General features: G+C 34.4%; 19 protein-coding genes, 1 riboswitch and 1 other annotated feature. Of the genes, 18 read left to right on the top strand and 1 reads right to left on the bottom strand.

Annotated elements, in window-relative coordinates; genetic code table 11:
* Positions 1-90 precede the first annotated feature (90 nt).
* The 8 genes from AAIE21_RS11955 to AAIE21_RS11920 all read left to right on the top strand — a co-directional run bounded on the left by AAIE21_RS11955 (position 91) and on the right by AAIE21_RS11920 (position 9,400).
* Positions 91-771: a lipoprotein BA_5634 family protein gene (locus AAIE21_RS11955; RefSeq protein WP_343266964.1), complete on the top strand. Its 681-nt coding sequence runs from the start codon at positions 91-93 to the stop codon at positions 769-771.
* 293 nt (positions 772-1,064) lie between these two features.
* Positions 1,065-2,252, top strand: coding sequence for an esterase/lipase family protein (locus tag AAIE21_RS11950; protein ID WP_343267007.1), 1,188 nt, complete (start codon positions 1,065-1,067; stop codon positions 2,250-2,252).
* Positions 2,253-2,388: 136 nt separating this feature from the next.
* Positions 2,389-3,414 (top strand): homoserine dehydrogenase, encoded by a 1,026-nt coding sequence (locus AAIE21_RS11945; RefSeq protein ID WP_343266963.1) that lies wholly within the window; start codon positions 2,389-2,391, stop codon positions 3,412-3,414.
* A 156-nt stretch (positions 3,415-3,570) separates the two neighbouring features.
* Positions 3,571-4,293: an MBL fold metallo-hydrolase gene (locus AAIE21_RS11940; RefSeq protein WP_343266962.1), complete on the top strand. Its 723-nt coding sequence runs from the start codon at positions 3,571-3,573 to the stop codon at positions 4,291-4,293.
* A gap of 102 nt (positions 4,294-4,395) precedes the next feature.
* Positions 4,396-4,502, top strand: a riboswitch (TPP riboswitch).
* Positions 4,503-4,680: 178 nt separating this feature from the next.
* A complete protein-coding gene (gene tenA / locus AAIE21_RS11935) occupies positions 4,681-5,370 on the top strand; it encodes a thiaminase II (protein WP_343266961.1) in 690 nt (229 codons plus the stop codon).
* A 316-nt stretch (positions 5,371-5,686) separates the two neighbouring features.
* Positions 5,687-7,219, top strand: a complete 1,533-nt coding sequence (locus AAIE21_RS11930) for an alpha/beta hydrolase (protein ID WP_343266960.1) — start codon at positions 5,687-5,689, stop codon at positions 7,217-7,219.
* A 106-nt stretch (positions 7,220-7,325) separates the two neighbouring features.
* Positions 7,326-8,246 (top strand): macrolide 2'-phosphotransferase, encoded by a 921-nt coding sequence (locus AAIE21_RS11925; RefSeq protein ID WP_343266959.1) that lies wholly within the window; start codon positions 7,326-7,328, stop codon positions 8,244-8,246.
* Between the two features lie 386 nt (positions 8,247-8,632).
* Positions 8,633-9,400, top strand: a complete 768-nt coding sequence (locus tag AAIE21_RS11920) for a DUF3959 family protein (protein WP_343266958.1) — start codon at positions 8,633-8,635, stop codon at positions 9,398-9,400.
* Positions 9,401-10,037: 637 nt separating this feature from the next.
* Here AAIE21_RS11920 and AAIE21_RS11915 read toward each other — a convergent pair.
* Positions 10,038-10,691, bottom strand: coding sequence for an MBL fold metallo-hydrolase (locus tag AAIE21_RS11915; RefSeq protein ID WP_343266957.1), 654 nt, complete (start codon positions 10,689-10,691; stop codon positions 10,038-10,040).
* A gap of 371 nt (positions 10,692-11,062) precedes the next feature.
* Positions 11,063-11,327, top strand: a binding site (T-box leader).
* Between the two features lie 81 nt (positions 11,328-11,408).
* Between AAIE21_RS11915 and trpB the strand changes: the two genes are divergently transcribed.
* The 10 genes from trpB (at position 11,409) to AAIE21_RS11865 (ending at position 22,204) form a co-directional block, all read left to right on the top strand.
* The gene (trpB, locus tag AAIE21_RS11910; protein ID WP_343266956.1) at positions 11,409-12,599 is read left to right on the top strand and encodes a tryptophan synthase subunit beta; all 1,191 of its coding nucleotides are present in this window, start codon (positions 11,409-11,411) and stop codon (positions 12,597-12,599) included.
* A gap of 300 nt (positions 12,600-12,899) precedes the next feature.
* Complete coding sequence (locus tag AAIE21_RS11905) at positions 12,900-13,316, top strand: DUF3995 domain-containing protein (RefSeq protein WP_343266955.1); 417 nt, start codon at positions 12,900-12,902, stop codon at positions 13,314-13,316.
* A 53-nt stretch (positions 13,317-13,369) separates the two neighbouring features.
* Positions 13,370-14,380 (top strand): DUF1835 domain-containing protein, encoded by a 1,011-nt coding sequence (locus AAIE21_RS11900; RefSeq protein ID WP_343266954.1) that lies wholly within the window; start codon positions 13,370-13,372, stop codon positions 14,378-14,380.
* 230 nt (positions 14,381-14,610) lie between these two features.
* Complete coding sequence (locus AAIE21_RS11895) at positions 14,611-15,027, top strand: hypothetical protein (protein WP_343266953.1); 417 nt, start codon at positions 14,611-14,613, stop codon at positions 15,025-15,027.
* Positions 15,028-15,236: 209 nt separating this feature from the next.
* On the top strand, positions 15,237-16,472 hold the full coding sequence (locus tag AAIE21_RS11890; protein ID WP_343266952.1) for a cytochrome P450 family protein: 1,236 nt from the start codon (positions 15,237-15,239) through the stop codon (positions 16,470-16,472).
* A gap of 279 nt (positions 16,473-16,751) precedes the next feature.
* Positions 16,752-18,023: an MFS transporter gene (locus AAIE21_RS11885; RefSeq protein WP_343266951.1), complete on the top strand. Its 1,272-nt coding sequence runs from the start codon at positions 16,752-16,754 to the stop codon at positions 18,021-18,023.
* On the top strand, positions 18,013-18,663 hold the full coding sequence (locus AAIE21_RS11880) for a Vat family streptogramin A O-acetyltransferase (RefSeq protein WP_343266950.1): 651 nt from the start codon (positions 18,013-18,015) through the stop codon (positions 18,661-18,663). The genes AAIE21_RS11885 and AAIE21_RS11880 overlap by 11 nt, the downstream gene beginning before the upstream one ends.
* Before the next feature lie 73 nt (positions 18,664-18,736).
* Positions 18,737-18,892, top strand: coding sequence for a DUF1540 domain-containing protein (locus tag AAIE21_RS11875; RefSeq protein ID WP_343266949.1), 156 nt, complete (start codon positions 18,737-18,739; stop codon positions 18,890-18,892).
* Positions 18,893-19,244: 352 nt separating this feature from the next.
* Positions 19,245-20,105, top strand: coding sequence for a Cof-type HAD-IIB family hydrolase (locus AAIE21_RS11870; protein ID WP_343266948.1), 861 nt, complete (start codon positions 19,245-19,247; stop codon positions 20,103-20,105).
* A gap of 317 nt (positions 20,106-20,422) precedes the next feature.
* The gene (locus AAIE21_RS11865; protein WP_343266947.1) at positions 20,423-22,204 is read left to right on the top strand and encodes an ATP-binding protein; all 1,782 of its coding nucleotides are present in this window, start codon (positions 20,423-20,425) and stop codon (positions 22,202-22,204) included.
* Positions 22,205-22,219: the final 15 nt, after the last annotated feature.

Here is a 22,219-nt window from a genome sequence, read left to right as displayed (position 1 = left end):
ACTATTAAGTTTTGATTGTATCAAAGGTAAACGGAAAATAACCATAATGAGTATACTTGAAAATTAATTTAGACAATGAAAGGAGTCATAATGAGAAAAACAATATCTTTTTTTATATTAATTGTCCTGATTGTCATAAGCCTAAGTGCTTGTTCTTTCTCTGAAGAAAATAAACAGCCTGCGAACGGGATCGTAATGATTGGGGATGAACAATATACTTTACCTATTTTTGAACGTTATAAAGAAAATATAAAGGAAAAAGAGGTGTTTGAAGTAAAAACGGGTGCCGTAGATGAAAATAAAGTACTCATTATAGATAAATCTACAGCTCAAGCTATGATAAAAGCTAAAATTTTGCGGACGAATGATGTAAATAATCGTTCGGATTCTATTTCAATAAAAAAATTACCGGATATTCCTAAAGGGAGTTCGCTAATATTTACGCATAAAGATGAAAATCATATTACGAGTATCGATTTAAACAGTAAAGAGATACCTGTTTCATATGACAGCGATGCTTGGATTGGAAACTCTCGTGATTACAAATCTCAATGGTACCTTATTGTTGCGGAAAATGATGTATATAAAGAAATAAAAGCTAATGAAACAAAATTGCAACTCATTCGCTTCAAAAAGTCATTAGGATATGAAAAACCTAAGATGTCAACAGATAATACAATTGTAATTGAATATTTAAAGTTAAAAAGACAAGTCAAAGATTTTCATAAATTAATATCGGTGAAATTTATTACTTTTGAGGATGAGAGCTAACAAGAGAATAGTCAATAAAAATTTATCAACTATGTAATACTGCATAATTGATGGACAATTCAAACAATATAGTTTACAGTATTTTTAAGTTAATACATGTGATAGAGAATTGGAGATCCACACTATATAACCTTTGCAAATTGCGGAGGTATATCTTTGTGGATCTTTTTCTATTACATAAAATCTAGTTAAATGAAAGCGTTTTATTTTAAAAGGAGAAAAAGAAAAGGGGATGTAAAATGAAAAGATTATTTTGGGGATTATTAATTTTATGCTTTATCGCTTCGAGTGTAATGCTACCGATGCCAACACAAGCAGAGGAAGGAAAGCAAAATAACAATCCTATTATTTTAGTGCATGGCTTTACAGGATGGGGCAGAGATGAATTATTGGGTGTAAAGTATTGGGGCGGTGTACATGATATACAAGAAAACTTAAAGAGAGATGGATACAATGTATATACTGCCGCTGTTGGACCGTTATCAAGTAATTGGGATCGTGCATGTGAGTTATATGCTCAAATTAATGGTGGAATAGTAGATTATGGGACAGCTCATGCTGAAAAGCATGGACACGATCGATATGGGAGAACATATTCAGGGTTTGTTCAAAATTGGAGTGAGACAAATAAGGTTCATTTAGTAGGACATAGTATGGGTGGTCAAACGATACGTACGCTCGTTCAATTATTGAAAGAAGGAAATCAAGAAGAAAGAGAGTATGCAAAAGAACATGCGGATGTGAAAATGTCTCCGTTGTTTCAGGGGGGAAAATCATACGTTCATAGTGTAACGACATTGGCAACCCCTCACAACGGGACAACTCTTGCGGATGGAAGTCTACTTTTGCCTGCTGTAAAGCAATTACTCGTCGCAACAGCTGGAATTGGAGAAAATAATAATCTAGCATTATATGATTTTAAGTTAGATCAATGGGGAATTAAAAAGAAAGCGGGAGAATCATTTTATCAATATTCAAACCGTGTATTAAATAGTTCTATTTTGAAGGATACGAAAGATATAAGTCAATGGGATTTAAGTACAGATGGAGCAAAGGAACTGAATGACTGGGTAAAAGCACAACCAGATGTATATTATTTTTCTTACAGTGGACATGCCACACAGGCAGCCCCTATAACAGGGCTTCATTTTCCGCACCTTACCATGAATAAGGCATTAATGGGAAATGCGGTTTTCTTAGGATCATATGCAAGGTATGAACAGAATCGTACATTCATCAATTCATCTTGGTGGCAAAATGATGGTGTAGTGAATACAAACTCAATGGTAGGACCATCGACTGATACAATTATAAATAATAATGGCGCAGCGGAGCTTGGAAAATGGAATCATATTGAGACAAAACAAAACTGGGATCACCTTGATATGGTAGGACTGAGTATTTCGGATTCGTTAGGATTTTCTGATATTCATGCTTTTTATCGAGATATTGCTGAAAAGTTATCCAATTTACCAAAATAACTGTCTTCATATTTATGTTGAAAGATAAAAACTCCCTCCAAATATTTCGAGGGAGTTTTCAATTCATGAATTACCTCGTACCTTTGGAGTATAATGGAGTTAACATTAAAATAGCATAATAGTTTGAGGTGATAATATGAGGGTTAATATGGTGATATCTGGATATGGAGCTGTTGGAAAAGAGTTTGCAAGATTGGTATTTGAGAAAACTTCCTATATAAAAGAAATGTACGGCATCGAACTGATCTTTACTGGAATTATTGGGAGTACAGTCAATCTTTATAATGACAAAGGCTTACATATTGAAGAATTATTAACTTATGGTACTGGTTCTTATGCATTAGAAAAATATATCAAACCACATCCACTTGATAAAAGTGAAAAACTTCCTCTTGGTACTGTATTAATAGAATCAACACCAACTAATCTTCAAACTGGTAAACCAGGAAGAACATACATTGAAACAGCGATTGAAAACCATATGGATGTAGTAGCTATTTCTAAAGGCGCACTTGTTACTGCGTGGAAAGAAATAAATGAAAAAGCAAAACTAGCAAACGTACGTATTCGTTATAGCGGTGCAACTGCAGCGGCCCTCCCTACATTAGATATTGGACAAATTAGTTTAGCAGGGTGCCAAATTGAACGTATAGAAGGTATTTTAAACGGAACAACAAATTATATTCTTACAAAGATGTACGAAGAAGATGTAACATTCGAGGAAGCATTGCATCAAGCACAGCAAAAGGGAATCGCTGAAACAAACCCATCATTAGATGTAAGCGGAATGGATAGTGCCTGTAAATTATTATTGTTAGCGAATAGTCTATTTCAGTCAGAATACTCTCTTGATTACGTAAGTATAAATGGGATAGAGGATGTTACAAAACAAGATATAGAGAAGGCGAAAGAACAAGGTAAATCTATAAAACTAATTGGAGCGGCATATAAAGATCATTCAGGAAATCTGAAACTTGAAGTATGCCCGCGTGAAATAGAGAAAGAACATCCACTGGCTCATGTGAATGGAACAGAAAAAGGAATCACTTTTCATACTGATGCGATGGGAAAAGTTACTTCGACTGGGGGAGCTTCAAGCCCGAGAGGAGCAGCAGCTGCAGCTCTGAAAGATTTAATTAATTTGTATCGAAAAGATGTTTGATGAAAAAAATAGTTGTGAACCAGACGAAATAACTTGACAAATAAATATTTTTATGTTATAATAAAAAATTAATCATTTGAACAATTATCCTTAGCGTGATACATTTTAGTAAGTGAAATAACTTCACTAATTTATGTATCGAGGGAGACGTGTAATATGAAAATAGAAGACGGTCTAGCGGTGTTAAAATTAAAAATTCAAGAGTTCGAATTAAATCCCACGTTACTTTGGGATGAAAAAGAAGCTATATTAATCGATACTGGTATGCCAGGCCAATTAGAAGGGATTCGTGATGCAATGATTGGTATTGGTGTGCCTTTTGAGCAATTACAAGCAGTTATTTTAACCCATCAAGATATAGACCATATTGGAAGTCTTCCTGAAATACAGCAGAAGGCAGACCATTCTATTGAAGTATACGCACATGAATTAGACAAGCCGTATATTGAAGGACAAGCGCATTTAATGAAAACGGATCCAAGTAAAATGAGTAAAGACCAATGGGAGGCACTTCCAGAGGTTATGCAATTTCTATATAAAAATCCTCCGAATGCAAAAGTAAATCGGACATTAGAAGACGGAGGAAGACTATCATTTTTCGGAGGCATTGAAGTGATTCATACACCAGGGCACACTCCCGGACATATTAGTTTATATAGTGAAAAATATAAAACATTAATTGCGGGTGACGCGATGGTATGCGTTGATGGAAAACTAAGAGGGCCAGTTCCGCATACGACACCAGATATGGAAACAGCTACAGAATCGCTTAGAAGATTTTTAGAATTTGATATCGATAGAGTAATTTGTTATCACGGTGGTGTTTGTGATTCGAATGTGAAGGAGCAAATTAAGAGGTTAGTAGAAGAAGATAGATAACATTTGTGCACCTTTATATTATAAGTGCTGAATTTACAAATACTATTTGATAGTATTCTAGAATATGTTATGATTAATATCAAAGTTAAATAGTTTTATATATCTATCCACTAGGGGGGCCTTTTAAAGGCTGAGATCAACGAATATTTTTGAAACTCTTAGGACCTGATTTGGGTAATACCAGCGTAGGGAAGTGGAAGTGACAGAAAATGATATTTTTACAATATTGATGATGTCCAGTCTGCTTTCTTTACGTGTGTGTAAAGAAAGCTTTTTTATTTTGCGCACCTATTTGAAGTAGATCCCAGTAGTCTAGTAGTTAACGAGCAATTCGTTAAGAAACTTGTTTCATTCTTTATTATCAAAACGTTAATTGGAGGGCCTATAATGTCATTTTCACAGTTATTACGTAAAGAAGTTAATCCGATTTGGGAAGCAAGTTTTAATCATCCATTTGTCACAAAGCTAGGAGCTGGAACATTAGATTTAGCTAACTTCCGCTATTACGTTCTGCAAGATTCATATTATTTAAGTCATTTTGCAAGAGTTCAATCGTTAGGAGCAGCAAAAGCGATTGAATTAGAAACGACAGCTCGTATGGCGCACCATGCACAAAATACATATCAAGCTGAATTATCACTGCATGAGAATTTTGCGAAAAAACTAGGAATTACAGAAGAAGAAAAAGAATCGTTCATTCCTGCACCGACAGCTTATGCATATACATCACATATGTATCGCGCTGCATATGAGGGACATATTGGGGATGTTATCGCAGCCATTTTACCTTGCTATTGGCTTTATTATGAAATTGGTGAACGACTTAAGAAATGTAAACCGGAAGAACCAATTTACCAAGAATGGATTTCTGCATATGGTTCTGACTGGTTCCGTACTTTAGTAGAAGAGCAAATTGCAAGATTAGATGCTATTGCAGAAACAGTAACAGAAGCTGATCGCAAGCGTATGAAACAGCATTTTGTAATTAGCAGTCAATATGAATATTCATTTTGGGAGATGGCTTACACATTAGAAAAATGGCCAGTAGAAAAACAAGTAGAGGATGTAAGTTTATAAGAAAAAGATATGTCTCTCATCAAGCATGCAATAGTATAGAAAATGACTAACTTAGTTTAGTCATTTTTTTGTACGAAAATAATAATTTCTAGTTTTAGAAAAATCAATTTCACTAATTAGATGCTTATATATTATTAAAAAATTACATAATAAAAAGAAGGAAGAAGGTAGTTTTTATTGAAGGTTGTTTATAATAATCACATTCTTTGTTAGGGGGCGTAAAGAAGTTTATTAATCTCTTTGATATTTTTTATTTTCCTTATAATGCTTGGAATGTTGTATTAAAAGAATTTAATTTTGAAAGGAGTCAATAAATATGAAAACGAGAAAACGGATAACGAACAAGATTTTACTCGTTAGTACAATTTGTGCAATAAGCATTCCCACAGTTTCATACGCAGCAGAATCAATTCCACCCAAAAATTTTGCGATTTCTCCAAGTCTATATGAGAGGGGAAATACAGATGCATTGAAAATAAATTTTTATCCCTATACATATAATAATCCATTCAACCATCAATTTACCTCAACATTCAAAGAAACAAACACAAATATAAAAGAAATAAACAATGCTGATGATGAAAACCCTGTTATATCTACTACTCTTACATTTATCCGTTATATGCATACTGAAAATTATAAATCTGCATTTGATTTAACTTCTCGACCTTTACAGAAGATAATATCTGAAAAATGGCTGGAGAGTTATTGGAAGGGACTTCCCCTGCAATTACAAGCAGGTTCTTTTATGGGAATTGGAGAGGTAAAACAAAAAGAGACAAATTCCATTCATACAAATGTAGAGATTGGATTAGTTTTTGAACAATTTATTGTGCCTTTACTAATAAAATTAGATCCATCTGGAAAAATAGATGATTTTCAACTTAGCATGTCGTTTAGTCCTGTTGCAGAGCGCCCATCATATAGTAAGCCAGAATCATTTATTGAAAAAGAAGTTGTAGTCGGGAGTGGCGCGTTTCCATTATCAGGAACATTATCTGTTCCAAAGGGAGAGGGACCTTTCCCAGCCGTTATTCTTGTTCAAGGATCTGGGGCAAGCGACCAGGATGAAACGGCGTTTGCCTTAAAACCATTTCGCGATCTAGCTGAAGGTCTTGCTTCAAAAGGAATAGCTGTTCTTCGTTACAATAAACGAACGTATGAACATGGCTTAAAAACACAATTAAGCCCTTTTTATACAGTCGATAAAGAGACAACAGACGATGCACTTTTTGCCACACGTTTTCTTCAAAATGAATCAATGGTAGACAAGAATCAAATTTATATCCTTGGTCATAGTCAAGGTGGAATGATGGTTCCGAAAATGATTGAAAAGGATCAAAATCAAAATATTGCTGGGGCAATTGTGATGGGAGGACCAGCTCGTACGATCCAGGATGTTGTTTTAGATCAGTTTGATTACTTGTATTCTATCGGTAGAATGAAACCTGAAGAATATAAATTTTACAAGGCGCAATTTGCATTATTAAATGATCCTAATTTTTCTAGCAAAAACCCTCCAAAAGATTTTCATTTAGGCTCACCAGTATTTTGGGATTCTATCCGTAAAATTAAGGCAGCAGAAATGTCAAAAGAACAAAAGACACCGCTTCTTATTATTCAAGGAGAAAGAGACTATCAAGTTCAATCAAAAATCGAAATTCCTCTCTGGAAAGAACAATTAAAAGAGCGAGATAACGTTGATTATCGACTTTATCCAAAGTTAAATCATTTCTTTACAGAAGGAGATGGGGAATTAAGTAAACCGGATGAATATTATAGTCCTGCCAATATCCCTGAGTATGTTATAAATGATATTGTTACTTGGGTGCAAGGAAAATCGAAATGAAAATAGGGACAGTATATTTGTGAGAGCTCATTCCGTTTACAAAAACACGGGCACCCAGTCTGTGTTTTCTGTACTTATATGAAGAATTTCAGAGGAGTGTTTATCTATGACAAATGCAAATGAACAGAAAAGTATAGAAGAAATTTTAAAAATCGCTGAAAAGAATGATTTACAATTGAATAAAGAAAGCGCTGAATTAAATGAATCAGGAATGGACTTTCAAGTTGTATTTGCTACTGATGAGAGGGGCGTTTCATGGGTTCTCCGGAAACCAAGAAGACCAGACGTCATTGAAAGAGGAGCATTAGAAGGAAAAATACTTGAGCTTGTTCAAAAATATGTACCTGTTGCAGTACCAAATTGGAAAATCAACACACCAGAATTAATTGCGTATCCATTAGTAAAGGGGAATCCTGCAGCAGTGATTGATTTAGAAATACAAAATTATGTGTGGCATATTCAAAATAACCCACCATCTATAACATTTGTTCGATCTTTAGCAGAATCTCTCGTTGCTTTGCATTCGATTAATCATAATGAGGCAACTAAGTATGGCATTGAAATTCTTCAACCTGCTGAAGCAAAGCAATTGTTAATAGATAGAATGCATCAAATAAAATCACAACTTGGAGTTTCAGATGAACTATGGGAGCGTTGGCAAACATGGCTTGGGGATGAATCGTATTGGCCAAAGCACTCTGCATTTGTTCATGGGGATCTACATCCACCGCATATTTTAGTTGATGAAAATACCAAAGTAACAGGTCTGTTAGATTGGACAGAAGCGAAAGTAACGGATCCGGCTACTGACTTCACTCTGTATCTCACAATCTTTGGAGAGGATAATTTGAAAGTATTATTAAACGAATATGAAAAAGCAGGAGGAAAAGTTTGGCCGAGAATGTTTGAACATATTATTGAACTTGGCGCTGCTTATCCGGTAATGATTGGATTGTTTGCGCTACAAACGAAGGAGAAAGCACATATGGAGATGGCACGTGAGGCTTTGGGAGTAAATGAGAAATAATAAATTCTATTATGCGAAGTGGCTGCGTTGTGAGGGAGAAGTATAATCATATAAATTAGGTATATCCAAGTTGTCGCGCTCTTGTCCATCACATTTTTGAAGATGAGAAAGTACGTTAGATGTACAATAGGATAATTTGATAATCCCGCTAATTTACAAATAGCGGGATTTGTCATTTCTTTATACAAATCTAGATCTCTATTGTCAATTATCATTTTGTTTTTTTGTTTACATTTTAGTACTAATAGGATTAAGATGTTTTTTAGGAATGTTATTATTCGCATGCATGTACACTATAATTTGGTGGAAGTGAGGAATATGCTAAAAACAACAAAATTTGCTTTGTTATATAGAAAAAAGATAGAAAACTGAAAGGGATGAGAGTTTTGAAGAAACTTGATGTGCTTTTAATGGTACTCAGCTTCCTGTTCCCAATTGCAGGTATTATGAAACAAATTCCTCTTGAATTGTCATTTTATTTAGGAGGACTGTTGTTTTTCACGAGTTTTGGAAGCTATTATGCAAAACGAATGTATTCACGAATATGTAGTTGGCTCGCTTACACAATATTTATCACGTTCTTGTTGGCGATTTGGGATCAATATGTAACAACTAGTTCTTTGCTAGCAAATGCCAAAATCGCTGCATGTGTTGCCGTGATTCCACTTATACTCCGATTTCGTACCTATGCAATTACTATAGGATTATTGGCATTATGGGGCGGTTTATTATGGGATGTGAAACAAGCCAAATCATTAACTGTTCTTGGAAGTATGATGAACTTATTGACTTCAGAACGATTGTATCTACTCTTATTAGTAGTCGGATTTATACTTGGTGGGTTGTTTGCCAACATGCTAAAACGTGGTAGTATCAATGAAAAACAAGAAAAAACAAATCTATTCAAACAAAAAAAGAAAAGAATCAAACCGAAATTTAAAATTCGCATTCCTAGTTTACCAAGATTGAAAGTGAAGATGCCAAAGTTCAGTAAAAAATCTTCTAACTCAAAAGAAACACGTACGTATGAACCGAATCATGAAGAAAGAACATCACTGTATCATACAATACAACCAGATAATCACCATCATGAAATGGAAACATCACAAGGTCAAACAAGGATGGAACGAAGAAGAAATCGTTATAATGCATAGAGGATATCTCTAGACAAATATTTAAAAACGCAATCCCCTTTTATACGATTTAAATAGACTATAATGAATAGAGGATAATATGTTCAATAACTGGGCGTTTATCCTCTGTTTTTATATATATTAGATTTGTTATTGTATGTTAAAAATATAGTTTAATATGTATAAAATAATATTAAAGAACATGAATTGGATTATAGGTGGGGAGACAAGCCATCAATCAGATTTGTATGGTATCGAAAACCAGCTAGGTTTTATTACAAAACCTATAGTTGTAAATAAAGGTGAGACATATGATTGGTTTCTTGTAACTTTAAAATACAGTTTGATTAATTTGATGCTAATAACCTTAATAAAAGAGAAAATACAAAGAGCATGTCATTGAAAAAGATTGTTCAAAACATGCTCCTATTTAATGTAATTAGGAAATTTCTTTATAAAAAAGTTTGATCATATTCTGTTTGTATTGTTCCACAATGGCCCCCATTTGCTGAAGAATGCCGACCTTATATTGACTGTTAGTATTGTTGAAGAACGAAAAAGATAAAATAGAGCTACCCAAAAGGAACAACTATTTTTCAACCTTCACACCCGTTTAGCAACAACGCCTCAATAAATAATCATCTGTTATTAGTATCCTCTATAATTTTTGGATTTGCTCATTAATATTTCCCTTACTTAATCCTCCGTGGTAACAAATCACGGATTCAATATCTAGGTCTAAATATTTCTTCAAAGACTGTCGAGCAGCCTTTATATCCAAAGTGGTTGGAACATGAATCCCCCCCAGTGTTCCGTTTACACTGTACATCGAATCCCCGGCAACAAGCGTTTTACTTTGCCTCAAATATAAACTGATATGGCCTGGAGTATGCCCTGGAGTATGGATGATACGAATCCCGCCACAATACGGCAGTTCTTGACCGTCAATCAAGGTATCATCCACTTTTCCCTTCGGTGGATTCTCTATGTGCCCGTCTTTCAAAAGAGGTAAATCCCCTTGGATATAAGGCTTATCTAGTTCGTGAGCATAAACTTTAATATTCCTTCCGCAATTCTGCAATATTTCAGGAAGACTGCCTATATGATCTATATCCTGATGCGTCAAAATCACAACCTTTAGTTTATCGAACGACACTCCTACCTTATCCATTGCTACGTGTAAATCTTCAATTTGTCCAGGGAATCCAGTGTCTATTAAAATAGCCATTTCCTGATCCCATAAAAGGGTTGGATGAATACTATTCCCATGAAATTCAAGGTGCAGCATCTCTATTCCCTTAGAAATTTTCATAACTTTGGCCTCCTTTATAATTAGATTTTATTAATGTGAAAAATTTGTTTGATTACACAAGAAGATTGAAAAAATAAAGCTAATCTTGTACTTAAAATACTATTATTACTTAGTTCATTAATTATTCATTATCACATTAAACAGCTCCGTTATTTGAATAACTTAAAGCTTCGATTTACTTTTAATAATTCCTTTTCTTATTAAAGAAAATGGCCCGATTGCAGAACAAGAAAAAACCGGTATTAAAATATAGGATTAATGATAAAAGAATGAATAAATTGATTAACTTGTTCAGAAAGATTGAATTTCCTATTATTTATTGTTGACAAAATAAAAAGAGTTCGATAATATCATAATTAAATTTAAATAATAAAAAATCGTTGACTAAGAAGAGTACGTTTAATTGATGCGTTGCAGAGAGCTGGGATTGGTGCGATCCAGTACGATAAATTATACCGAATGGACTTAGGAGAGGTACGCTGAAACATTAGGAGTATGCGACCCGGGTTCCGCCGTTACAAGGATGAGGATATCGAATTTGTTTTTCCGTATCCAAAAACGAGAGGATTCTGAGTCTACGTGACAAAGAATCAAAAGAGGTGGCACCACGGTATAATCGTATATATCGCCCTCTACATGCTTTAATGCATGTAGGGGGCTTTTTGCGTTCAGCGCTTTTTCTTATTCAACAATTAAAAACCAGAGGGAGGAATTAACATGAATTTATTACAAGCGGAAAATGGATATTTTGGAGAATTTGGGGGTAGTTTTGTGCCAGAACAACTCCAAGAGGCTTTACTTCACCTGGAGAGCGCATTTAATCAATACAAAGATGACCAAGAGTTTATAAATGAATATGAATACTACCTTAAAGAATATGTAGGGCGTCCAAATCCATTGTATTATGCCAATCGTTTGAGTGAAGAAATCGGTGGCGCAAAAATCTACCTTAAAAGAGAAGACCTTAATCACACAGGAGCCCATAAAATTAACAATGTATTAGGACAAATTTTGCTTGCAAAGAGAATGGGAGCAAAACGCATCATTGCAGAAACTGGAGCGGGGCAGCATGGCGTTGCTACAGCTACTGCTTGTGCGATGTTCGGAATAGGCTGCACGATTTATATGGGAGGAATGGATACAGAACGTCAACAATTAAATGTATTTCGCATGGAACTATTAGGTGCGAAGGTAGTTGCTGTTCAAGAGGGAGGGCGTACCCTTAAAGAAGCGGTAGATGCAGCACTTGAAGATTACGCTCAAAACTATGAAAGTACATTTTATTTATTAGGTTCTGCACTGGGCCCACATCCATACCCAACAATCGTTCGTCATTTCCAAGCTGTAATTGGAAGAGAAGCAAGAGCACAACACATTGAAAAAGAACAGCGTCTACCTGACTATTTGGTTGCTTGTGTAGGTGGAGGAAGTAACGCAATTGGGTTATTTGCCCCATTTTATAATGATAAAGAAGTAAAAATGGTAGGTGTTGAGCCAGGTGGTAAAGGGATTGAAACAGGGATGCATGCAGCACCTCTTACAGCAGGAGAGCCTGGTATCATCCATGGATTTAAGTGTTATATGATGAAAGACGAAAATGGAGAAATTGCAGAGGCGCACTCCATTGCCGCGGGACTGGACTACCAGGGGGTTGGACCAGAGCATAGTTATTATAAAGAAACTGGTCGTGCAGAATATGTAGCAATTAATGATAATGAAGCATTAGAAGCATTTCATAAATTGTCTCGTGTTGAAGGGATTATTCCTGCATTGGAAAGTTCTCATGCAGTGGCGTATGCTATGAAATTAGCAGCAACCTTACGAAAGAATCAAAGTATTATTGTTAATTTATCTGGGCGCGGCGATAAAGACGTACAGCAAGTATTTGAAATGAATAATCAGAAATAAACGTATGTAAAAGAATTGGAAAAGCGATTTTTCGTTCAGTTTTGAATAGAAAATCGCTTTTCTCTATGTTTTTCACCGGAATCACATCCTTTTTAATTAGAGCGATCCGCCCATTAATTACAAGTAAACTTATACTACCTTTATATTTAATTGTTTTTATACGGTATCGGAATATCAAAAATGAAGATTAAATAATATTACAAATGACGATATTGTGAACAATTTAGAAATAGATTGTTCATTGTTGTTTTGTTGAATATTCTTAATTTTAAAAGAAGCACATTGACGGAGGGGTTAATATTGCTTATTATCATCACTATATCAGCATGTCTCTTAGTAAGTATTAGCTTATTGCATGTTTACTGGGCATTTGGTGGGAAATGGGGAATAAAGGCAGCAATTCCAACTGATTCCGGAGAAAAAGCTTTTACTCCTGGAACTGGAATGACATTATTAGTTGCGCTATTACTATGTGTAGCGGCGTTACTTTTATTATTACAGGCAAACCTTACCTCCTCTTTTATTCCACGTGTCATCGTTCAAATCGGTTCTTGGATTTGTATGTTTGTATTTGGATTAAGGGTGATTGGAGAATTCAATTACTTTGGTATATTTAAAAGAAAAAAAGATACGTATTTTGCGAAGATGGATACGATGTTGTTTATTCCACTTTGTGGTTTCTTGTCGTTTTCATTTCTTTTAGCGATTATTAGTTGAGATTAAGTATGTTACACTATAAATTACATTAGTTTATGAATAGAGGGAAATAGATGATAGATAATTTAAGTAAAGTAATCGATAATATGCCAGAAGATGAAGCAAAATCATTACTCCGTCTCATCTTAATTCAACTTGATTTAATGGAAACAGAGCCAAGTGAAGATAGAATGAAAATATTAACAGAAATTCCAAAACAACTTATTGAATCACAAAAGCCTAAACTACATATTAGGGAGAGTAAGCATATACATATTGCATTTGGTGATTCTCCAGCTGGGGGTATTAAGTACATGCTGAAACAAGCTGATTTAACAGAAGACTATGTCGTCTGTTTCTCAGATGCATTCTCTATCGGTCCCATTCATCAATTAGAGTTAAAAGCTGGGCAAGTAGCTCGCCAGCAATGGCTATCTAGAAATTTAAACTCTTATGATCTTTATTTTGAAGAAGAATATTTATCAATCTTTAGAGAATCAATGGAAGAATTACAGTCTATTCCTCAAGATATACCAATTACAATATGGAAAGCAGATAATGCGCATGAACATGTGGGGCTTTGTTTTGTACTTGCACATTTACAAAGTCGAGATAATATTCGTGTAATTAACACATCAGAAGCATACAGAGAACTGTTCCCAGAAGGTTATGATATACGCGGGACAGGGGAGTTATCTTCAGAGAAACTAGCAGTTATTTATGAAAAGTACGGTAAAGATACATTACTGACTAATGAGGCACGGAAAACTCTTGAACGAGAATGGGAATTACTCTCTGAAACTATGGACTTATTACGAATTTGGAATGAAAACCAAGTTCAATCTGTACAAGAAGATTACTTCGATTCTTTCATTATTGAATGTGCAGAAAGATTAGAAGCAACAAGTTCTTTCTGTAAGGCACCAAGGTTAATAGGGGAAGCGCTTGGACATATTGAGCAAGTAATTGGAGATGTTTTTCTTGAATATCGCTTGCGTACATTAATCCAGCAAGGTGTATTTGAAATGGAGGGTACTTTGAAAGCGATGCGCTATTATAGTGTCAATCTGAAGAGGAACCATTAAGAAAGGAGTACTTTGCAGTGTCCATTATAAAAAGCCCAATCTCTCAGCATTAAAGTTGAGAAATTGGGCTTTTTGTTCAGAGAAAGAAATGAGAACCCCTTTATTGTTTTACAGTAATTTCAATACAGAATCCTTCAACTTCTATTTTGGGCTATATAAATAAGCTTCATATAAAAGCGATACAACATATGAATGGATAGAGTAATAAATCATAAGAGGTGATTTTTTCTATGTATAATCAACCAACGTATTTTCCGTATGCAGATTATAATCAAACAGCATATTATAACCCGCAAATTCCTAGCTATGAAGCATCTGATGAAATGAGAGATGTCGAACTTGAAGAATATCGACCAGATGATGCTGAAGATGCTCCAACAGGGCCCCCTCCATCACAAGCGCCTGCCGTACCATCAACATTCGCATCTCCTGTACAAAGCAGTAATATAAAAGCATGGATGTGTAATTGTCTAGGAAGATGGGGATACTTACGTTTACATCGCCCAGGGCCTTTTGGAAGAGATTTATGGTTTTTCCCGACTGAAGTGAGACGAGATGGGGTATCAGGATACACATGGCAAGGTGGACGTCGCCGAAAAGTAAGTTATCGATATCAGCAAATTAGTAATTTCATGTGTTTCGCTTAGTAATAAAATAAACTGTGGAAAAGAAATTTTCAGTAGGCGAGAGGAAAATACATTCTTCTTGCCTATTTTTTTGAACATGTCATCGTTTTATTATTTTTCAATATGTAAAGTAAGATCATAACACTAAATTTACAATTTTCGCATTTTTATTAAGTTATAATTCATATATTGAAGTGATTTTTACAAATATATGAAAGTGAGGGAGTACGATGTCTTCTAAAAATAAGGTTGGCCAAAAAATAACAGAAGGTATTCAGTTAGCTTCTCAGGAATTTAAAGAAGATGCCTATGATATTTATAAGGAATCACGTAAATCACAACCTATTTTGTTCGTAAATCAGAGTGAACTCGGGACAGAATGGCTTATTACAAGATATGAAGATGCATTAGCGTTTTTAAAAGATTCTCGTTTAAAGAAAAACCCTGAAAATGTATTTGAAAAAGTAGAGGTTAATCCATTTCTTTCTGTAGATAATGGAGACTATTTAACGACTCATATGTTAAATTCGGATCCGCCCGATCATAATCGATTACGATCATTAGTCCAGAAAGCATTTACTCCCAAGATGATTTCACAATTAGATGAACGTATTCAGCATATTGCAGATACTTTATTAGATCATGCCGAACAGAAACGCTCTCTAAACCTTGTTAATGACTATGCGTTCCCATTACCAATCAATGTAATTAGTGAAATGCTTGGTATACCAAAGGAGGATCAAGAAAAATTTAGAGTGTGGTCTCATGCAGTGATTGATTCACCAGAAACTCCTGAAGAAATAAGAGAAACTGAAATGAAACTAGCTGAATTCATTACATATCTCCAATATTTAGTAGATATAAAACGGAAAAATCCAAAAGAAGATTTGGTCAGTGCATTAATCCAAGCTGAAAGTGAAGGTAGTAAGTTAAGTGCCCGAGAGCTTTACTCAATGATTATGTTGCTAATTGTAGCTGGACATGAAACGACTGTGAATTTAATTACAAATACGGTTTTGGCTTTACTGGAGAATCCAAGTCAACTACAGCTATTAAAAGAACAACCAGAGCTTATTGATTCGGCAATTGAAGAAGGATTACGTTATTATTCTCCTGTTGAAGTTACGACAGCACGCTGGGCAGCTGAACCTTTTATGATACATGATCAAGAAATTCAAAAAGGGGATATGGTGACTATTTCATTAGCTTCAGCGAATCGTGATGAGAATGTTTTTGTAAATCCAGAGGTTTTTGATATTACAAGGAAAAATAACAGGCACATTGCCTTTGGACATGGAAGCCATTTTTGCTTAGGAGCACCGCTTGCTCGTTTAGAAGCAAAGATTGCAATTGCCACATTGCTAAAGCGTATGCCTAGCATAGAAATAAAAGGTGAGCGAGAAAAAATTAAGTGGCAAGGTAATTATTTAATGCGTTCTTTAGAGGAATTACCATTATCTTTCTAGAATAAATAGGTTATTGAGACATGCATATATTTTAAATGGTTTACATAGAGTATGTATGTGTCATTTTTAAATCGAAACGGAAGGGTGAAGACATCCCAATGATCAACTAATTCTATTTTTCAAGAAATCTTCGTTATAAAACGAAATATTCTTCTGAATAGGATTAGTATGTACATTTTTATATGTAAAAGGGATGTATTTTCGCGCTGCGAATAGACCTGTCTTTTATGATATGATTGTGCTGCCTCCTATTTAGAATGCGAAATAGGGGGCTTTTTTATGTCAATGAATGTAGAAACGAAACCAAAGAATAATATGTCTGTAGTATTAAAAAATCGATTTGTGCAAGCGATCATTGCTTCGGCATTATTTCTCCAAGTAGGGATTTGGATCCGAAACTTTGCGGTACTGCTATATGTAATGGATATGACGAATGGCGATGCATTTGCCATTTCTATGATTTCAGTTGCAGAATTTGCACCAATTTTTATTTTTTCATTTATAGGAGGGACGTTCGCGGATAGATGGAAACCAAAAAGAACAATGATTTGGTGTGAAACTTTAAGCTCTTTATCTGTCTTTGCGGTACTTCTCACACTTATGTTTGGTACGTGGAAAGTTGTATTTTTTGTTACACTAATCTCTGCGATTCTTTCACAATTTTCACAGCCTTCAGGTATGAAGTTATTTAAACAACATCTTTCTACAGAAGAAGTACAATTGGCCATGTCTTTATATCAGACCATTTTTGCAATTTTTATGATATTAGGCCCTATACTTGGAACATTTATATTTCAAGCCTTTGGAATTTACATTTCCATTGTTGTGACAGGTATTGCTTTCTTACTTGCGGCTTTAATGTTGTTATTTCTGCCAAAAGATGTTGAAGAACAAGAAGAAAAGAAAAAAGTTAGCTTACTACAAGAAATGGTGGATGGGATTAAATATGTAAAAGCAAAGAAAGCATTAACATTACTCGGAATTTGTTTTATGGCAGCTGGATTGGGCATCGGTCTCATTCAACCGCTAGGGATTTTTATCGTGACAGAACAATTAGGTTTATCAAAAGAAGGCTTACAATGGTTATTGACTGTAAATGGAGCAGGAATGATTATTGGAGGAGCTTTAGCAATGGTTTTTGCCAAAAATGTTGCTCCGCAAAAGATGTTAATTTTGGGGATGTTTGCACAGGCGATTGGGATTGGTATCATTGGATTTTCTACAAATTTATGGATTACTCTTATCGCTCAGTTTTTCAGTGGTCTAGCTCTTCCTTGTATCCAAATTGGGATAAACACACTCATTATTCAAAACTCAGATACAGACTTTATTGGACGGGTAAATGGGATTTTAAGCCCTTTATTTACAGGTTCAATGGTATTAACGATGAGTATTGCCGGTTCATTAAAAGAAGTATTTTCACTTAGTACAATGTATGAAGGAACAGCATTACTATTTATTATTGGTTCCTTATTTATTTTGCCAATATACAATTTGAAACCAGTAGTAGGAACTTCAAATGAGGAGGGTGCCGTCCAGCATGAATCCTAATCCGAATGTGAAATATCCGATTGAAGGAAACAAGAGTGTTCATTTTATTAAAAAGACAATAACAAAACCAAATATTATTGTTGGAGATTATTCTTATTATGATTCGAAAGATGGGGAAACATTCGAAGATCAAGTGCTATATCATTATGAAATTTTTGGAGATCGATTGGTTATGGGGAAATTCTGCTGCGTAGCACCCGGTGTTACATTTATTATGAATGGCGCAAACCATAGAATGGATGGATTTTCAGCGTATCCATTTAATATTTTCGGTCATGACTGGGAGAAATTCACGCCTACACTTTCTGATTTACCGTTTAAAGGAGATACGGTAATTGGAAATGATGTATGGATTGGTATGGATGCGACGATTATGCCTGGAGTTAAAATAGGTGATGGAGCGATTATTGCTGCGAAGGCTGTTATAACAAAAGACATTCCGCCATATACAATTGTGGGTGGTAATCCTGCTATTGAGATAAAAAAGAGATTTTCAAATGATATAATAAATGAATTGTTAGAAATAAAGTGGTGGGACTTGGACAGTAAGACTATTTCTAACAATATTGATGTAATTGTAAGTGGGAATATGGGAGCTTTAAGAAAGATCACTCTAAGCAAAAAAGTACGTCAAAAGTAAAAAAATGAATCACCAAATGGTATCATACCTCACAAATTTGTTAATGATAAAAGAATAAGGAGGTGTGATACTTATGGCACAAGATGTTTTATGTGAAGTAAACAACTGTAAATATTGGGGTAACGGAAACAAATGTAACGCAGATGCAATTTATGTAGTGAGTCATAAAGGTAACCAAGCATCTAAGACGGAAGAAACTGATTGCAAAACATTTATTCCTGAAGCTTAAACGATAAAGGGTAACCGTATGGGGTTGCCCTTTTATTAATTATAGTATTGATAATAAATCTCATTTTCATTCACTATTTTTTCTTTTCTTGTTATTTTTTATATTTTTTTCATGCAAGAAGCCATTTTAATTAATCGCAAAATGCGCAGGAGTCTCGTTCAACAAAAAATACAGTGTCATACCATTCCTAATAATATCTACAAATTTTCAAGCGAACTGAAAAATATCCCTTGACCTGAAACGCTTTTCATAAACTATAACTAAGTTGTGCTTGATGTCGCAAGTATGAAAACGATACCTAGTGTATGTATCTATACGAGCATGTTTATTTATAGAAAGTGGTGACGGAACAATGAAACTAATTGCAATTGATTTAGATGGGACTCTTCTTTCGGGAAATAAAGTGATTAGTAAAGAAAATGCAGAAGCGATTCGGAAATGTCAGGAGCAGGGGCATGTGGTAGCGATTTGTACAGGACGTTCTATCGTAGATATTGAACGTTTACTACTGGAAGCTAATTTACAATGTCCTATTATTGCAGAAAACGGTGCTCTTATTTATACGGATCAAAAAATGATGAAGCGATATCCAATTCAAAATACACAGGCACTTGAAATTGTCGAGTATCTTGAACAAAATCGTATGTATTATCAACTGTATACAGACAGAGGTGTATACGTTCCGGCGTATGGTGAAGAAAGTGTGAATCATGAAATAGAATGGATAAAAAGGTCAAATAAAGATATTGATCAAGAAGAGGTTGAAAGCATCGCAGCGTTATACCTTGAACATACAGCGTTTCATATAACAGAAAGTTGTAAATCCATATTAGAAGAAGAGATTTATGTGCATAAACTTTTACCATTTTCCTATGATATGGAGAAATTAAAAAAGTTAAAAATGCATTTTCAACATAATACAGAGCTAGCAATTACCGCTTCATATTGGCATAATGTGGAGATTAATCATTGTGATGCTCAAAAGGGTAATGGTTTATATACTTTAGCGAAACATCTTAATGTTCCAGTAGAAAATACTATTGCAATAGGTGATGGTCTAAATGATATTTCTATGATGGAAAAGGCAAATATATCTATCGCAATGGGAAATGCAGTGGACGAAATTAAACAAATTTGTCACTATGAAACACTATCGAATGAAGAACACGGCGTTGCACATGCTCTTTACCAATATGTCATGGTAAAAAAATAAAAAAGAATCCAACAAGGATTCTTTTTTATTTTTATTAGGGGTAAGGTATTCTATGAGATTCATAGAAGCCTTATTACATTTTATTTTATAGAATATATTGGAAGAATTGTATATATTTTTAAATTTTTTTGTGAATATTTTGTGAATAACACATTTATGGAAAGGGAATTATATAGCATTTCGAACGTTTTTTATTGAAAAATAAAATTTATTTGAATAATTACGCTCTTACTATATACCTACGAGAACATTATTCGTATAATGGAGAAGCGTGAATAAAAAATGGTATTAATTTTACATATAGAGGTGGAAAGAGAATGAATGCTCGGCTATTGGAACTCATTGATGTGAACACAATAGAAACCATGGCAGAACAATTTTATAAATTAACAAACATTTCACATCAACTTCTTGATCAAAATATGGAATGTGTTTTTTCATTTGGTATAAATCAAGAAGAAAATATACAATTTACAAAGATTGAAATTCCGTTTTTTTTACATGAACAACGTCTTGGGTCATTTGTTGCTTGTTCAGAAAAAAATGACATCCGTACTTGTCAAAAATACTTCGAAATGCTTTCAAATCTCATTGTCGATAGTGCAATGAATAAACTTCAAAACCAAACGAAAAATATACATTTACTTTCTCAAAAAGAAGAACAGCTACATACAATTTTGCAAAACATGCCTATTTTAGTCGATGCTCTTGATAAGGATGGAAATTTCCTATTATGGAACCGTGAATGCGAGCTTGTAACGGGCTATGCTGCGGAAGAGATCGTTGGGAATCCCAAAGCGCTTGAATTGCTATACCCTGATGAAAGCTATCGCAAGCAAATCCAAAAGAAATTTTCTACTCGTGGAAAAAGTTTTCGAGATTGGGAAATGAATTTAACATGCAAAAATGGAGAAATAAAAACAATCATGTGGTCAAATATTTCAGAGCAATTCCCAGTACCTGGTTATAGTTATTGGGCAGTGGGAGTTGATATTACTCATCGAAAAGGGATTGAAGAGCAATTAAAACAGCAAACTTCTGAGCTAGAGCTTATTTTCAAAGCATTACCTGATTTATGTTTTTTAACTGAAGCTGATGGAACAATTATAGATTATAAAGCCGGTTCAACAGCTAAATTTTACGTACCTGCAGAATCATTTATGGGGAAAAAGTTTTACGAAGTCTTGCCATCACCTGTAGCACAGCAATTTCAAGAAGCCATTCATCAAGTACAACAAAAGGAATCGACAGTTATTGTTGAGTATCCGCTAACACTTAAAGGAAGTATTAGTTTCTTTGAAGCTAGGTGTTTACCACTTTTACAAGATAAGATTATGATAATTGTTCGGGATATTACCGAACGGAAAAAGACTGAAGAGTTATTGAATAAATCAGATACACTTGCAGCAATTGGACAATTAGCGGCCGGGGTAGCCCACGAAGTCCGAAATCCATTAACAGTAATCAAAGGATTTATTCAATTATTTCAAATAAACCAAGAAGATCAAGATAAATATTTTGATCTTATGCTATCAGAGATTGAAAGAATTGAATCTATACTTCATGAGTTTTTATCGATTGCAAAGACTGATGTCATTCCAACTGAAAAGAAAAATATTTGTTCGATCTTAAGAAATGTCGTTTCGTTAATCAACACAAAGGCAATTATGACAAATATTCAAATTGATCTGTATATAGAGTCAAAAGAATTAATGATTGATTGTTGTGAAAATCAATTAAAACAAGTTTTTGTTAATATTTTACAAAACTCAATTGAAGCAATGCCAGATGGTGGGAAAATCTCTATTTCTGTGAAAAAATCAGAGTGTGAGGAAGTTATTATTAATATGGTAGATGAGGGCATAGGAATTCCTGAGGAAAGAATAAAAAGGCTAGGCGAACCTTTCTATAGTACGAAAGAAAAAGGAACGGGTATTGGATTAATGCTCAGTTATAAAATTATTGAGAGTCATCACGGAAGAATTAGTATTATGAGTGAGGTAGGAGTAGGAACATTGGTTACTATTTATTTACCCATGTTTCAAAGTGAGCAGGTGACTTCTCATTCGACTATGCCATCTATAACAGGGGTTTTGTAAAGAAAGCAATGAGGA

This window comes from Paenibacillus sp. 102 (assembly GCF_039549175.1).
Lineage (GTDB): Bacteria > Bacillota > Bacilli > Bacillales > Bacillaceae_G > Bacillus_A.
The sequence above is the reverse complement of the archived record's forward strand: the minus strand, read 5'-3'. Positions and strand labels throughout refer to the sequence as shown.